Origin of the sequence: Methanococcoides sp. NM1 (genome assembly GCF_900774285.1) — an archaeon.
Lineage (GTDB): Archaea > Halobacteriota > Methanosarcinia > Methanosarcinales > Methanosarcinaceae > Methanococcoides > Methanococcoides vulcani.
The window spans coordinates 35,212-48,935 of sequence record NZ_CAAGTW010000005.1 but is presented as its reverse complement, the minus strand read 5'-3'; the positions used below and the strand labels follow the sequence as shown (position 1 = coordinate 48,935).

Sequence of the window (13,724 nt, the reverse complement as noted above, 5' to 3'; positions counted from 1 at the left end):
ACACTATTTAAAGCATATGAAAGTCATTCGGGATCCGGTACACGGGTACATAGAACTGGACCAGCTTGTATTGTCATTGATAGATACACCTCAAATGCAGCGTTTAAGGAGAATTCAGCAATTGGGTCTGTCCAATCTTGTATATCCCGGAGCTAACCATACTCGTTTTGAACATTCCCTTGGAGTAATGCACCTTGCAACCACCCTGACATCCCAGCTAAACTCGATCGAGAAAGATGAAAAGGATGAGATCCGTGCAGCTGCACTTCTTCATGACATCGGCCACGGGCCACTGTCACATGTCACAGAGAGTATCATAAAACAGTATACTCGCCAGAGACATGAAGATGTGAAACCTATCCTCAAAAAAGGCGAGATCGCAGAAATACTGGACGAACATGGACTTGATCCTGTGACCATTGCAGACCACATAAAGGGTGAGACCTCACTGGGAAAGATAGTGAACAGCGAGATCGATGTTGACCGCATGGACTATCTGGTAAGGGATGCCCATTACACAGGTGTTGCGTTCGGACTTGTGGACCATGCACGCCTGATACATGAAATGCAGTTCTACGAGGACAATCTGGTTGTCGGACTGGGAGGCCTGAAAGCTGCAGAATCACTTCTAGTCTCACGTTTCCTTATGCATCCAGCGGTCTATTACCATCACGTATCCAGGATAGCCGAAACGATGTTCACGAGGGCGGTCCAGGACCTTATCAACAAGAAGACACTCGACCCGTTCAAACTGCGCCAGATGGAAGATGCCAGATTGTTCGAGATGATCAGGGCGGACGAGGGATACGCAGGTGAACTTGGAAAACGACTTGATGAAAGAAGACTTTACAAACGTGCCCTTCATGTTGGCATTGATGTTGTTGGTGAGAACGTCCTGCGTTACAGGGGAAAGGTCGACCGGGTGGAAAATGAGATCGCTGAGATGGTTGGTATCGACAGCAGCGAGATCCTGATCGATATCCCAAAGAGACCAGAGATCGCAGAAATGAAGGCACTGATCAAGGTCGACGGGAAGATGCTGAGGCTTGATGAAGCCTCCAATATTGTGGCGACGATAGAAAATGCCCACCAGGATAACTGGAGAATGGGAGTATACACTATTAAGGAACACAGGGAAACTGTCAGGAAGGCTGCACAGGAATTCTTTGACACAAAAAAGGGAACAAAGCAGTTCAGACTTACAGACCTATGAGGTGATACTTTGCAGGAAATGAGAACACAAACAAGCAGAGGAGAACTTTTACTTGAACATCGGATCATCGGCGAAGACCTGGTGATAACACTTACAGGCGGTAAAGGTCACATTGGAGCAGTAGCTGTAGGTTACTATGACAGGGTTCCAGGACATGCATCCTCATCGGTGATCACCCTCCCATCCCACAGGGATGACGCTATCGCTCTTGATGCTGCAAGGCGTATAAGTTCGGTCACTCATAGCACAACAGTTGTTACCGTAGGAATAAATTTCGAGAATATTACAGTTGAAGAGATCGAAGAAGTGTTGTCCGCTTCGAACGAACTGATAGAGGAGTTCATGGGATCACTGAAGGAGAGATAAGAATGGAGGTAGTTATCGGGATAAGTGGAGCCTCCGGTGCACAATATGGTATCCGGTTGCTTGAGCTTCTGGCAGATATGGATATAGACACCCATCTGATACTCACAAAGGCCGCAGAGAAGATCATCGAAGTCGAGACAGATCTTACACCTGAAAACATAAAGGAACTGGCAACATCGGTCCATGATGAGAATGACTTCACCGCACCCATAGCAAGTGGATCACACCCCTTCGCAGGCATGATCGTAGCGCCCTGCAGCATGAAAACACTTGCATCAGTGGCAAACGGAACCTCAGACAACCTCATTGCACGCACAGCGGATGTATGCCTTAAGGACAGGAGAAAGCTCATCCTCATGACCCGGGAAACCCCGCTCAGTGGCATCCATATCGAGAATATGCTGAAAGCACATAATGCCGGAGCTATCCTGCTACCAGCCTGTCCTGCATATTACAACCGGCCGGAATCCATCGACGACCTCATCAATTTCATGGCAGGACGAGCACTCGACCTTATAGGTGTCGAGAATGATGCCTACAAGCGCTGGAAGTGAAATTTCACATATCCGGCCCATGTCAGGCATATTAATCGAACATGACATCCGCATCAATAACAACTAAACAATATTCATACAAAGAGCACTGAAAATTAAGCAATAAATTACCAAAGATGCGAAACCTGATAGTTAAGTATATCTACTATGACTTCTATTTAGGGGAACGTGCTTCCAAAGGCACTGCATGCGAGGTCTTTTGCATGCAATGAACATGATGGGATAGTAGGGTAGCCTGGTCGATCCTCGAGCGTTTGGGACGCTTGGACTGCGGTTCAAATCCGCGCTATCCCACCAGATTTCTAACTTTTTTAATTAACACTTATCATTGACATTTACAACATGCTACTGAGAAGTCATTTTTGGCGTATTTGGATTAGTTTTATTTAATATGCAGTAGTCAGAAATTCTCATGGTTATGGCAAAAATAAAGTTATTTGCAAATCTCAGGGAATCAGCAGGAGAATCTGAAATGGAGATGCAAGGAGAGAACGTACAGGAAATCCTTGATGGCCTTCTCACAAGATTCCCACAGCTTCAGGAACTGATCTTCAACGATGTCGAAGGGAACAGGAAACTTCGAAGCTACATCAACATACTCATAAATGGAAACAACATCCTGCATCTTGAAGGACTGGATACCATTGTCAATGATGACGATGAGATCGCAATATTCCCACCGGTATCCGGTGGTTGATCTTCTTAAGACGCTGCCTTCATTGAACTTCAATTTCAGAAATGACACTCCCGGAACGAACACAGGACCTGGTAAGCATCGCATTCGGAGGTTTTTTGGGTGCCATATCCAGATATGCAGTTTCATCCAGCACCATTTCACCTAATGGAACACTGGTTGTGAATGTATTTGGAAGCCTTCTTCTGGGAATGATGATGTACGATTATGATTACCTTGGCCACATAAGCCAGAGAACACGACTGACATTTGGCACAGGTTTTATGGGGGCTTTCACGACCTTTTCTACTTTCGCCGTTGAAACCTACACGCTTGGAGGGACCTCTGCGATCTTAAATATCGGAAGCAATCTCGTACTGACCCTATTAGCAGTGTTCCTCGGAAGAGGCATTATCGTCTATCTGTTCAGGAGGAAAGGAAATGGCCATCGGAATTGAAGCATTACTGCTGGTGGGACTTGGAGGCTCTATAGGAGCCTGCCTCAGGTATCTTGTTTCAGGGACCGTACCGCTTCTGAAAGGGCTTCCCACAGGAACCCTTCTTGTGAATGTTATCGGAAGCACCATACTATCCACACTGACATTTCTCTCTGTACCATACGCCAGCTTTCACCTTATCAACATAGGGATCCTCGGCTCCTTCACAACGTTCTCAACCTTTGCATATGAAAGCTTCAAGCTGCTCGAAGAGGGGCGTACAGCATTATTTGTGTCCAATATCACACTCAACCTGTTGCTTTGTCTTTCAGGGGTTTACATCGGACAGCAGATAGCAAGTTTAATCTAATTTGAAAATAGAGATTGATATATGACATCAGCTATTCTCAGGATATACCTCAGTGAGAACGATTGCTGCGATGGAAAACCTGCACATGAGAAGATACTTGAATTTATGAGGGATTCAAAGATCGCCGGTGCAACCGTCCTTCATGGCATCGAAGGATACGGAGTTCATAGCAAGATACATACAACAAGCATCCTGAGACTCGGCACAGACCTGCCAATTATTGTGGAAGCAGTCGATTCCGAAAAAAAGATAAGAAGGATTCTCCCTGAACTTTGCAGTATGGTTCCAAAAGAACTTATCACCTTGCAAAAAGTTGAGATCATTTCAGGGGAGAATGTCTGAACATTAGCGGTAAAGTACTACAGAATGACCCCTTACATCAATGATGGTCGCCCTTGTGGCATCTGCAAGCTTTTCAGCAATACCGTCAATTCCATCCTCGTCCTCGTAAGAAGCACTCTTTAAGACCTTAACTTTGACAAGATGACGATCTTTAATGAGTTTTTTCAGTTCGGTTATCAGTTGGTCGGAAACCCCGCCTTTGCCTACATTTATTATAGGTTTTATGTGGGTTGCTTCGGACCTTAGTTTGTACAGCTTTTCTTTATCCATATGAACCTACACAAAATTTATGCCAATTATACCTTGCGGCAGTATTTGCATGTGGTAATGCAAAATAGCCGACTTTAATAAGAAACGGTTTATTCAGGCTTCCCGATACTTACATTGCTGCCATCGACCTCAAACTCATACCACGGAGTGGGTTTTGGAGTAATGCCCAATATCCTGATAGAATAACCGGAATCTGTTTCCTTTATTTCTATCATCCCATCAAAAAGCTGTTTCAGGGTCGCTACTGTCTGTGGATCATGCATTTCGTCTTCCACAATGAAGATACCAAAGGAATTTGATGCTTTAACACGACCTGTGAAAACATGTAAGAACCTGAACAATGTCTGAAGATTGGAATACATCAGGATAGTAGAAAGGGAATTGATACAAAATCTCAAACCAGGGGCTTCTTTCTGAACAAGGAACTCCTCGAAATACTGGCCTATCCTTACTCCGATACCTGTAAGATCCACAGGACTCGCTGCCCTTTTTATATGATCTTTGTCCAATGCAGGGATACCAAGTGTTTTCGTTACACAATCCACAACACCGAGATTGGCAGTGTCAGTATCCAGGCCGTTATTCGAGAACCAGTCCAGTACACGTTCCCCGGTCTCACGGGTAGAGACAATAATGGAAGAATCGCCCTCTTTAAGCCCGTTGTATATAATAGTATTAACAAGATCATCTTTTCCACTCATAGGAGGACCGATAAGCATCAGGTTGGTGCCCTCTTTAACACCACCGATCAGATCGTCAAGTTCTTTGATACCAAACAAATATTCAGTCATGTAAACCTTCCTACGACGGATTAATTCCTGTTAACGCATAAAATCACAGGTATTTGATTTGACTTTGCATTATCTCACAGTAACTTAAGTGGAATTTAATCCACATTCCAAATAGTACCTATTAAACTATATGCATTATGGATACATCTAAGGGACAATCATATTAATAATATATCTTTTGCAGGGACTATGTAAATATATTGAGTGCATTGTCCCGGAAATTATTAAAGATTTACCTTATGTGTTTTACAACATGACCTGCTTCCGGAAGGATGATCTCTGAGAGTGCAAGTTCCACTGCACCTGGTGATCCGGGAAGACAGAAGATCGCTTTATCCCCTATAGTTCCAGCAGCTGCACGGGTCAGTATCACTGCAGAACCTATCTGATCAATGCTCTTATATCTGAAAAGTTCCCCGAATCCGGGCATCTGTTTCTCGAACATAGGTGCCAGGGACTCGATGGTAACATCAGTGGGGGTCAGACCGGTACCACCAGTAGTAACAATAACATCTGCTTCTTTTTGCAGGGCATCCATAACAGCCTTTTTTATATATGAGGGTTCATCGGAAACAAGCTCATAGCCCAGTACATGATGACCATTCTTTTTCACAAGTTCTTCCATCAATTCACCGGATATATCCTCAGCATCTTCAGGTGACCGGGCTGAGCCATATTTGGCAAACCTTGAAGTAGATATTGAGATCAAATAAAAACCAATACTTTTTCTGGCATCTTTCCTGTGCTTCTGAGTAACAGAGTCCATATGGGAAATTATATACATACAATATATATATATATTGATTTCCAGAAGGTGTCTGTTTGAATATATACGTAAAATGCTCCCAAAACCCGGATATATAAGATGTAAGTTAGAACTGCACAGGAAAAAATGAAAATAGATTTTCTATTGATAAGACTTATAAACCCCTAAGTAGTAGGGGGATGCATCATTGACACATTTACAACTTAAAGATTTTCAAGACGCGTTGCCAACATATCCAGAACAACGATCTGGCAACCAGATCAAAAAAGCAGGAAACTCAATGCGTTCTTAAGATCACACTGATCATATTAAGGAGGTTCAATCTCATGGTAAGAAAACCAGCAAGTATGTACAGAAACGTAAAATCACGCTCAAACACAAGACGAAAATATATGGGCGGTGTTCCAGGCAGCCACGTAATCCACTACGATGATGGAAACAAGACAGCTGAATTCCCGGTGAAGATCACATTGATCTCAGAAGAAAGATGCCAGATCAGGCACACAGCTCTCGAAGCTGCACGTATCACTGCAAACAGAGCAATGACAACAGCAGCAGGTCGTACCGGCTACCATATGAAGCTCAGGGTATATCCTCACGAGGTTCTCAGAGAGAACAAACAGGCCACAGGAGCAGGAGCAGACCGTGTCTCAAGTGGAATGAGAGCATCATGGGGCAAGAATGTAAGTACTGCAGCAAGAGTTTCTGCAGGACAGAAGGTATTCACAATATCTGTGAACAAAGAGCACTTCCCTAACGCAAAGGATGCTCTCCGAAAAGCTGGCCAGAAATTGCCAACCCCTGTAAGGATCGTTGTCGATCAGGGTATGGAACTGGTACAGTAAAAAGAACATTGATCAAACAAGAGGGTATCAAAATGGATGATTACGAAGCGCTATTGGAAAGGGCAATTGAAAACCTGCCAGATGTGGAAACTACGGATGTTCGTTTCGTAATTCCCGAACCCAGGATATTTGTGGAAGGTAAGACCACCGTCCTTGAGAACTTTGGGAACATTGCGGACGTACTGAACAGAGATCCGGACCACATTATGAAATACCTCACAAGGGAAATGGGAACTGCCGGAAAGCTTGATGGAAGTCGTGCAATATTCCAGGGAAAATTCCCAAGAGAGAATATCAAATCAAATATCGACGCCTACGTTGAAGAGTATGTCATATGCTCCGAATGTAATCGTCCGGATACCGAGCTTGTCAAATCAGGTAGGATACTTATATTAAAATGCGCAGCTTGTGGTGCACACCGTCCTGTTAAAAAGAGGAGGACCACAATTGCAACACCCCGCGATGCAGTCGAAGAAGGCGAGGAGTACGAGGTCAGGATCGATGCCGTTGGTTCAAAAGGAGACGGAATCGCTAAACTTGCCAAGTTCACCATATTTGTCCCAGGCGCTGCAAAAGGCGATGTCGTAAAGATCAAGATCAAGAGGATCAGCGGGAACCTTGCATTTGCAGAACGCGCTTAAGCAGCGTTCTTTGATCAGAACATCATTGATCTACACCCTTTCCGAATGTCTGCCCGGAACGATCCTATCAGGGCAGATAATGAAGGAAACATGATATAAAAGAGGGTTTAGATGGACCGGGAACCAATTTCAAGGCCAGAGTTCGATGGACTTATTGAAAGCGGTTTTCCAAACAATGATGTAATATTCTTTACAGAACGAAACTGGCAAACCCGGTTTCGGAGTTCATTTTTTGCACATAATAAATATCAGCAATGCCTAACCGATGGTTTATACAAATGTAAATGAGACTTTTTAAAGATCATCAATATAATACATATCCAAAAGGCATTCCCATAAAACATGATGCAAAAGGTTGTAAGACCTGACATAGAGAGGAGTTTGAAATGGCTAACACTGACAGAAAAACAGATTCGGACCAAAGTGAAGAAGACATTACAGTACTTTCGGTTCCAGGCCTTACCATTGACCTGAAGCATCAGAACGGATTTTTACAACTGGAAGCAAAAGGACATTTACGTGGTGTTTGCTCTCCTTTCCTGAAAAAGTTCAATTCCACCCTTGAAGCTGAAAAACCAGCCCTTGTTGAGAAAGACAGGGTCATAGCATCCACATGGTTACCACCCATACCGGGTAAGGTATTCAAAAGACTTCTTTTTGCAGAAACACAGATCGCACTTGGAAAATATATTCCCGAAACGGTCTCCTTTGAGATCACAAGGCAGTGTAAATGCAACTGTGACCATTGTTTAATGAGTGGCGGTGAAGGAGACCTTGATGTAGATACTGTAAAAAGGGCAATCGATGAAGCCCTTGACATGGGCGCTGTGGTCATCACATTTACCGAAGGGGATCCCCTTCTTCGCGAAGATATATTCGAACTTATTGATTACGTTGACAAGGACCGTGCCATTGTCAACATGTACACACCGGGCACAGATATGACACCGGAAGTTGCTGAACGGCTAAAGGAAGTCGGACTTCACAACCTTTTGGTGAGCATATATTCCACTGTTCCTGAAGAACACGATGATGTGCGAAAGCTGGAAGGCGCTTTTGAAAAGGCGACCGATGCGATCAGATACGGACTCGACGCAGGCCTGCTAGTTACAATGTGCACCCATGTTTCCCCAAAGAACATTGAGAAACTGGCATCCATGTACCAATTCGCAAAAGAACTCGGAGTACATGAATTCTCATTATGGGAGTCCGTGCCAAAGAAACCCGAAGACCCCATAATCACAGATGAGGACAGGGACATCATAATGAAAATGTACCGCAGGATAAATGCCACAGAGGACGGACCCCGAATATTCGCAAATACATATTTCGAAGGGGAGATGCTGGGATGTATGGCTGGCCAGCGCTGGTTGCATGTCTGCGTGGAAGGATCAGTAAAACCCTGCCCCTACATACCATTCAGTTTCGGGAACATCAAAACAGACCCCCTCAAGACGATCTGGAGCAGGATACGCAAGGTCAGTGACTTTAAAGGAGAGAGGCACTCCTGCCTTATGCAGGAGAAGGATTACCTGAAGCTTGTATCGAAAATACCAGAGGATGCCGGAACACCATACGACTTCGATCTTATCAGGTAACCGATATATACGTTTAAGCGATTCAAGGATAATAACAATATTTAAGCGGAATTTGACAGAGGCAGCACATGAATATGAAACTTGACCCCTGGGGTTCAGTCAATATTGACGATTACTCAAAATTGTTCGATGAATTCGGAATCCTTCCATTTGAGGATATTTGTTCTGAACTCCCTGACCCACACAGGTACATGCGCAGGAAGATAATCTTCGGCCACAGGAGCTATGACCTGATCACAGAGGCAATGAAGAACAAGGATCCTTTTTCGGTCATGAGCGGATTCATGCCCACCGGAGGCGGACATCTCGGACACAAGATGGTCATGGAAGAGATCATCTGGCACCAGAAAATGGGAGCTGATGCTTTTGTGGGCATCGCGGACAGGGAAGCCTACTCTGTAAGAGGAATTTCATGGGAAAAATGCCGTCAGATCGGAATTGAAGATTACATCGTTAGTCTGATTGCCCTTGGTTTTGAGCCGAACGGCCACATATACTTCCAGTCAGAATCCGACAATGTCAAGGAACTTACGTTCGAACTCGGTTCAAAGACAAACTTCTCCGAGCTCAGTGCTATCTATGGATTTAGCGGAGAGACAAGCGTATCACACATGACAAGCACACTTTCCCAGAGTGCGGATATACTCCAGCCACAGCTTTCAGAGTATGGTGGTCCAAAGCCCACGGTCATTCCTGTGGGTGCTGACCAGGACCCACACATGCGCCTGACACGTGGAATCGCACACAAGATGAACATGTTCAGGATCGAAGGACGCGAAGATAAGAACAAAGACAAGTATTTCAGTGTTCGTAGCAAGGCTGCTCCTGAAGGTGCACTTGCGGATGTCGCGGAAAGACTGCCATGGGATACAAAGCTTTTCGAAGGACATGTCGATGTCTTCGGAGCTGATGACTACAGCAAGCTCCTGAACACCGTAAGGGAAGTTGAGATCGAGTACGGAGGCTATGCTTTTGTGCCGCCTGCTTCCACCTACCACAGGTTCATGTCAGGACTGCAGGGAGGTAAAATGTCCAGCAGTGTCCCTGAGAGTATCATTTCATTAAAGGAAGATCCAAAGACCGCTGCAAAGAAGGTAAAACGTGCCAAGACCGGCGGCAGGATGACACTTGAAGAACAGAAGAAGCTTGGAGGAGATCCAAATAACTGTTCTGCCTATGAACTCCTTATGTTCCACCTCGTCGAAGACGATAAAGAACTGGAAGAGATCTACGATGAATGTGTTTGCGGAAAACGTATGTGTGGCACCTGCAAAGCCCTTGCTGCAGAACTGATGACCGAATTCCTGACAGAACACCAGGAAAAGCGTGAGCTGGCAAAGGACCGGCTGGACGATTACGGATTATAAACCCAAAAAGGACCCTGACCGACATGAGCAACTATAAACTTACTACGAATGAAAAAAATGTGCTGCTCGCACTGGATGAACTTGCATCCACAACCCCGGAAGATCTTGCAGAAAAAGCATCCATGAAAGTGGAAACTGCAATGCAATCCGCCTTTTTGCTCTCAGAGAACGGACTGGCAGAAGTAAATGATACAATTACTGAACTTTACACACTGACAGACGAAGGTCGTACCTATGCAAAGGAAGGGCTTCCTGAGCGCCAGCTGATCAACGCGATCCAGGAACCAACCCCTATCGATGAGCTAAAAGAAAAGCTCTCACCAAAGATGGTAGGTATCGCAACCGGCTGGCTCCGCAGGAAAGGCTGGGCTAACATCGAGAACGGCATGATAGTCCCATCCGGCGATGCAGGAGAGGCAGAAGACGAAAAAGTCCTTGCAAGATTTACAAAGGAAGCACATACCCTTGAAGAGCTTGGAACCGATAACAAGATCATAAAGGACCTTATCAAACGCAAGCTTGTTTCAAAGACCGAGGATAAGGACCGTACGGTCTCCATCACAAATGACGGAACTGAACTTGTAAAAGCAGGCATCACCATTGAGGAAGAGATCAACCAGATCACATCCCAGTTATTGAAGAGTGGGGAGTGGAAGAACAAGAATTTCAGGCCTTACAATATCCAGACACCTCCAAAACCAGTGTATGGTGCAAAGGTACACCCATACCAGCGCCTTATCGACCAGATGCGCCAGATCTTCCTTGAGATGGGATTCACCGAGATCAAAGGAGATGTTGTACAAAGCTCATTCTGGAACTTCGACGCATTGTTCCAGCCACAGGACCACCCTGCCCGTGAGATGCAGGATACGTTCCACCTGTCCACCCGTTCAGAGCTTCCTGAAGACTACACGGAAGGAATCAGGGACATGCATGAACATGGTGGTGACCTCCAGTCCACCGGATGGGGAGGAAAGTGGAGTGAGGATATTGCAAAACGCGATGTATTGAGAACCCACACCACTGCTGTTACCATCAAGTACCTTGCAGACAACCCGAACCCGCCGGTAAAGGCATTCTGTATTGACAGGGCATACCGCCGCGAGACCATCGATCCAACACACACACCTGAGTTCGAGCAACTCGAAGGTGTGATCATGGACGAGAACATGTCATTCGCAAACCTGCTTGGCTGTCTTGAAGAGTTCTATCACAGGATGGGATTCGAGGATGTTAGGTTCAGGCCGGGATACTTCCCATACACAGAACCAAGTGTGGAACCTGAGGTATACATTGACGGACTCGGCTGGGTAGAACTCGGTGGAGCCGGAGTGTTCCGCAAGGAAGTAACCGAACCTCTCGGGATCAAGCAGCCTGTTCTTGCATGGGGCCTTGGTGTCAGCCGTGTAGCCATGCTTAAGCTCGGGCTCAAGGACCTGCGTGAGCTGTACCAGTCAGACATCGAATGGTTACGCAAGAGCCAGGTCTGCCAGCTAAAAGATTAAAAATAACAATGAATATTACATAAGCGGCCCTGTGCCGCTTAACCCTTTTTTAAGCATATCAGAGATTAGTCCCTGTTCCTTATCTTAAGCAATAGCTTTGCAACAAGTGAACGTTTCATTTCCACAGCACCTGAAGGACAGAGCTCACGGCAACAATAGCAGAGAATACATTTATTGTGGTTGATCTTCAGCCGACCGTCTTTCTGTTCAATAGCATGCGCCGAGCAGTTCAAAACACAGGCGCCACACATGGTGCATTGCGAAGTATTGATAAAAGGCTTGATAGTGAAAAGTTTCCCAAGCCTGCTGACAAGGAAAGGTGGTGCACTTCCCACAAGGGTCGTGCCTGATAGCTTGAACTTCATACGCACATCATCCAGAGGAACTCCTGATACTTCCGGATCCAGAGTACCATATCCCCTCTCAATTGCTGCCTTGTTGGTCGGGACTACAATCGGATCAAGACCAATTACCTTTGATGCTACAACATCCAGGGATACGCAGTCATAGCTTGCCATCACTATACCCGGTTCTCATTAACATCGAGTGGGTAATTTTAACGTCCTGCAAGCAAATATTCGCAATTATAGATAATCTCCCTGTACAATCCTTTAATTGTGATGTGGTATTTTTGCTCATTCGATTGCGATTTGCATTCGTTCTTTGAATTCCATGACGCATGAAAGGTAGATGTGAATAAATTTAGTTACCCACACGATGTTGAAGAGATCCCTATACCCACATTCACAGGCGTGCCTCTTGCAGGACCATTGCCTTCCATTCCCACAACACCATCCATTAACACAAGATGGGGGACCCTTGCGGAATATATATCCACTACCGCCTCTGAGAAAAGGTCCTTTTTACCAAGCATATGGGCTTCCTTCCTGAGCTTCAGGGGGATCGCACCGAACATATTCTTTACAGCACCTGTATAAAGGGTCAGTTCATGGGTCTTAAGTTTTGGAAGTGATATTACCACATCTGCATCCAGTACAGGCTTTGCAATGTAGAGCTTAGAGAAATGTGATGAGGCGGGAACATCAACAACCTCATAGCCGGATGTCTCAAAGCTCAGAACTTCAGCACCTGCTTTTTGGGCTGCTTCCCTTATACCCGATATATCCAGGGCTTCCTCAGTAACTCCCGGATGAGTTATACCTGCCCCATCACCTACAATGGGGATACCTCCTGCCTCCACAACAAGTTCACACATTGCAGATACAATGGCAGGATGTGTAGTGACCGCTTTCTCAGGAGGCATTGCAGCAAGAAGATTAGGTTTGAGAAGTACCCGTGCACCTGGAAAGATAATAGGTTCAAGCCCGCCGATCAGTTCAACTGCTTCTCTGACAGCTTCTTTGGCATGCGAATAATCTTCACAGCGCACTATGGATACCTGAAACCCTGATGTCATCCCTTTTAATGCCCCCTGCCTTTGGAAGTATCTTTCAGCTTCTTTCTGGTGTTAACAATACCCATTATGTAGGAGGGTATCGTGCCGATAGCAGTGCATGTCTCAAGAGAGATCCCTTCACATGTAATGTCAAGATGGTGATCCGAAAATGAGAACAATTTTTTGGGCAGACCTTTCCTGCCAAGCCCGACAAGCAGAAGATAGGACTGATTATGCTCCACTCCATCCGCGATCTCTTCAGGAGTTACAGCGTATTTTACCTCCGGCTTTGAACTGGTTATCACAGCAGTTCCGAACTGGGACTGGAAGCCTTTCTTTGGAAGGTCGAAAACGAACAAGCGGTTGCTTTCATGAAGCAATTTCAGGTATTTCCCGGACTCACCGATGGTCGTCTTGTCCATTACATATTCCACAAGTTCTTCCGGGGTCATCTTGAAAGGAAAATCAAAAAGACAAAGGGTAAAACCATAAGCATAACAAATTGGTGCAGCCCTTGCAATTGCGCGGTAATGGGCATCAAGCACCTTAATTTTATCATAAGTATTCACAATACCAAGAGTTAACACAGT

General features: G+C 45.3%; 17 protein-coding genes, 1 tRNA gene and 1 pseudogene. 13 read left to right on the top strand and 6 right to left on the bottom strand.

The features are described 5' to 3' along the window. Window positions 1–16: 16 nt before the first annotated feature. The 8 genes from E7X56_RS06155 to E7X56_RS06120 all read left to right on the top strand — a co-directional run bounded on the left by E7X56_RS06155 (window position 17) and on the right by E7X56_RS06120 (window position 3,955). The gene (locus E7X56_RS06155; RefSeq protein WP_135605874.1) at window positions 17–1,213 is read left to right on the top strand and encodes an HD domain-containing protein; all 1,197 of its coding nucleotides are present in this window, start codon (window positions 17–19) and stop codon (window positions 1,211–1,213) included. Window positions 1,214–1,231: 18 nt separating this feature from the next. Beyond that, a complete protein-coding gene (locus E7X56_RS06150; RefSeq protein WP_135605872.1) occupies window positions 1,232–1,579 on the top strand; it encodes a hypothetical protein in 348 nt (115 codons plus the stop codon). Window positions 1,580–1,581: 2 nt separating this feature from the next. Further along, window positions 1,582–2,133 (top strand): UbiX family flavin prenyltransferase, encoded by a 552-nt coding sequence (locus tag E7X56_RS06145; RefSeq protein ID WP_135605870.1) that lies wholly within the window; start codon window positions 1,582–1,584, stop codon window positions 2,131–2,133. 219 nt (window positions 2,134–2,352) lie between these two features. Further along, window positions 2,353–2,430: transfer RNA gene (locus E7X56_RS06140), tRNA-Pro, on the top strand. Between the two features lie 115 nt (window positions 2,431–2,545). Then, a complete protein-coding gene (locus E7X56_RS06135) occupies window positions 2,546–2,830 on the top strand; it encodes a ubiquitin-like small modifier protein 1 (RefSeq protein ID WP_135605867.1) in 285 nt (94 codons plus the stop codon). A gap of 41 nt (window positions 2,831–2,871) precedes the next feature. Then, the gene (gene crcB, locus E7X56_RS06130) at window positions 2,872–3,264 is read left to right on the top strand and encodes a fluoride efflux transporter CrcB (RefSeq protein WP_135605865.1); all 393 of its coding nucleotides are present in this window, start codon (window positions 2,872–2,874) and stop codon (window positions 3,262–3,264) included. Then, window positions 3,248–3,613, top strand: a complete 366-nt coding sequence (crcB, locus tag E7X56_RS06125) for a fluoride efflux transporter CrcB (protein ID WP_135605863.1) — start codon at window positions 3,248–3,250, stop codon at window positions 3,611–3,613. The genes crcB (E7X56_RS06130) and crcB (E7X56_RS06125) overlap by 17 nt, the downstream gene beginning before the upstream one ends. 21 nt (window positions 3,614–3,634) lie before the next feature. Next, window positions 3,635–3,955, top strand: a complete 321-nt coding sequence (locus tag E7X56_RS06120) for a DUF190 domain-containing protein (RefSeq protein WP_135605861.1) — start codon at window positions 3,635–3,637, stop codon at window positions 3,953–3,955. Between the two features lie 3 nt (window positions 3,956–3,958). On the opposite strand, the gene E7X56_RS06115 is transcribed toward E7X56_RS06120, so the two are convergent. From E7X56_RS06115 to E7X56_RS06105, 3 genes are all read right to left on the bottom strand, one after another. After that, window positions 3,959–4,225, bottom strand: a complete 267-nt coding sequence (locus E7X56_RS06115) for a YhbY family RNA-binding protein (protein WP_135605859.1) — start codon at window positions 4,223–4,225, stop codon at window positions 3,959–3,961. Between the two features lie 89 nt (window positions 4,226–4,314). After that, a complete protein-coding gene (locus E7X56_RS06110; protein WP_135605857.1) occupies window positions 4,315–5,016 on the bottom strand; it encodes an RAD55 family ATPase in 702 nt (233 codons plus the stop codon). Between the two features lie 232 nt (window positions 5,017–5,248). Next, window positions 5,249–5,782 (bottom strand): molybdenum cofactor biosynthesis protein B, encoded by a 534-nt coding sequence (locus E7X56_RS06105; RefSeq protein ID WP_135605855.1) that lies wholly within the window; start codon window positions 5,780–5,782, stop codon window positions 5,249–5,251. A gap of 326 nt (window positions 5,783–6,108) precedes the next feature. Here E7X56_RS06105 and E7X56_RS06100 point away from each other — a divergent pair, with 326 nt between their 5' ends. From E7X56_RS06100 to E7X56_RS06080, 5 genes are all read left to right on the top strand, one after another. After that, window positions 6,109–6,627, top strand: a complete 519-nt coding sequence (locus E7X56_RS06100; RefSeq protein WP_135605853.1) for a 50S ribosomal protein L16 — start codon at window positions 6,109–6,111, stop codon at window positions 6,625–6,627. A gap of 32 nt (window positions 6,628–6,659) precedes the next feature. Beyond that, a complete protein-coding gene (locus E7X56_RS06095; RefSeq protein WP_135605851.1) occupies window positions 6,660–7,268 on the top strand; it encodes a translation initiation factor IF-2 subunit beta in 609 nt (202 codons plus the stop codon). Window positions 7,269–7,654: 386 nt separating this feature from the next. Further along, window positions 7,655–8,866, top strand: coding sequence for a radical SAM/SPASM domain-containing protein (locus tag E7X56_RS06090; protein ID WP_135605849.1), 1,212 nt, complete (start codon window positions 7,655–7,657; stop codon window positions 8,864–8,866). A 68-nt stretch (window positions 8,867–8,934) separates the two neighbouring features. Then, window positions 8,935–10,233: a tryptophan--tRNA ligase gene (locus tag E7X56_RS06085; RefSeq protein ID WP_135605847.1), complete on the top strand. Its 1,299-nt coding sequence runs from the start codon at window positions 8,935–8,937 to the stop codon at window positions 10,231–10,233. 23 nt (window positions 10,234–10,256) lie between these two features. Then, window positions 10,257–11,738 carry a phenylalanine--tRNA ligase subunit alpha gene (locus E7X56_RS06080; RefSeq protein WP_135605845.1) on the top strand — a complete coding sequence of 494 codons (1,482 nt, stop codon included), beginning with the start codon at window positions 10,257–10,259 and terminating at the stop codon, window positions 11,736–11,738. A gap of 65 nt (window positions 11,739–11,803) precedes the next feature. Here the strand turns inward: E7X56_RS06080 and E7X56_RS06075 are convergent, their stop codons facing one another. The 3 genes and pseudogenes from E7X56_RS06075 to E7X56_RS06065 form a co-directional block, all read right to left on the bottom strand. After that, the gene (locus tag E7X56_RS06075) at window positions 11,804–12,256 is read right to left on the bottom strand and encodes a DUF362 domain-containing protein (RefSeq protein WP_135605843.1); all 453 of its coding nucleotides are present in this window, start codon (window positions 12,254–12,256) and stop codon (window positions 11,804–11,806) included. A gap of 203 nt (window positions 12,257–12,459) precedes the next feature. Continuing rightward, window positions 12,460–13,155: pseudogene (locus E7X56_RS06070) on the bottom strand (DUF362 domain-containing protein); the annotation flags it as partial. A gap of 5 nt (window positions 13,156–13,160) precedes the next feature. Beyond that, complete coding sequence (locus tag E7X56_RS06065; protein ID WP_135605839.1) at window positions 13,161–13,721, bottom strand: DUF531 domain-containing protein; 561 nt, start codon at window positions 13,719–13,721, stop codon at window positions 13,161–13,163. Window positions 13,722–13,724 lie beyond the last annotated feature (3 nt).

What these genes read in the sequence shown, in the direction of transcription:
- E7X56_RS06155 (WP_135605874.1), top strand. Translation starts at nt 17, where the DNA reads ATGAAAGTCATTCGGGATCCGGTACACGGGTACATAGAACTGGACCAG.
- E7X56_RS06150 (WP_135605872.1), top strand. Translation starts at nt 1,232, where the DNA reads ATGAGAACACAAACAAGCAGAGGAGAACTTTTACTTGAACATCGGATC.
- E7X56_RS06145 (WP_135605870.1), top strand. Translation starts at nt 1,582, where the DNA reads ATGGAGGTAGTTATCGGGATAAGTGGAGCCTCCGGTGCACAATATGGT.
- E7X56_RS06135 (WP_135605867.1), top strand. Translation starts at nt 2,546, where the DNA reads ATGGTTATGGCAAAAATAAAGTTATTTGCAAATCTCAGGGAATCAGCA.
- crcB (WP_135605865.1), top strand. Translation starts at nt 2,872, where the DNA reads ATGACACTCCCGGAACGAACACAGGACCTGGTAAGCATCGCATTCGGA.
- crcB (WP_135605863.1), top strand. Translation starts at nt 3,248, where the DNA reads ATGGCCATCGGAATTGAAGCATTACTGCTGGTGGGACTTGGAGGCTCT.
- E7X56_RS06120 (WP_135605861.1), top strand. Translation starts at nt 3,635, where the DNA reads ATGACATCAGCTATTCTCAGGATATACCTCAGTGAGAACGATTGCTGC.
- E7X56_RS06115 (WP_135605859.1), bottom strand. Translation starts at nt 4,225, where the DNA reads ATGGATAAAGAAAAGCTGTACAAACTAAGGTCCGAAGCAACCCACATA.
- E7X56_RS06110 (WP_135605857.1), bottom strand. Translation starts at nt 5,016, where the DNA reads ATGACTGAATATTTGTTTGGTATCAAAGAACTTGACGATCTGATCGGT.
- E7X56_RS06105 (WP_135605855.1), bottom strand. Translation starts at nt 5,782, where the DNA reads ATGGACTCTGTTACTCAGAAGCACAGGAAAGATGCCAGAAAAAGTATT.
- E7X56_RS06100 (WP_135605853.1), top strand. Translation starts at nt 6,109, where the DNA reads ATGGTAAGAAAACCAGCAAGTATGTACAGAAACGTAAAATCACGCTCA.
- E7X56_RS06095 (WP_135605851.1), top strand. Translation starts at nt 6,660, where the DNA reads ATGGATGATTACGAAGCGCTATTGGAAAGGGCAATTGAAAACCTGCCA.
- E7X56_RS06090 (WP_135605849.1), top strand. Translation starts at nt 7,655, where the DNA reads ATGGCTAACACTGACAGAAAAACAGATTCGGACCAAAGTGAAGAAGAC.
- E7X56_RS06085 (WP_135605847.1), top strand. Translation starts at nt 8,935, where the DNA reads ATGAATATGAAACTTGACCCCTGGGGTTCAGTCAATATTGACGATTAC.
- E7X56_RS06080 (WP_135605845.1), top strand. Translation starts at nt 10,257, where the DNA reads ATGAGCAACTATAAACTTACTACGAATGAAAAAAATGTGCTGCTCGCA.
- E7X56_RS06075 (WP_135605843.1), bottom strand. Translation starts at nt 12,256, where the DNA reads ATGGCAAGCTATGACTGCGTATCCCTGGATGTTGTAGCATCAAAGGTA.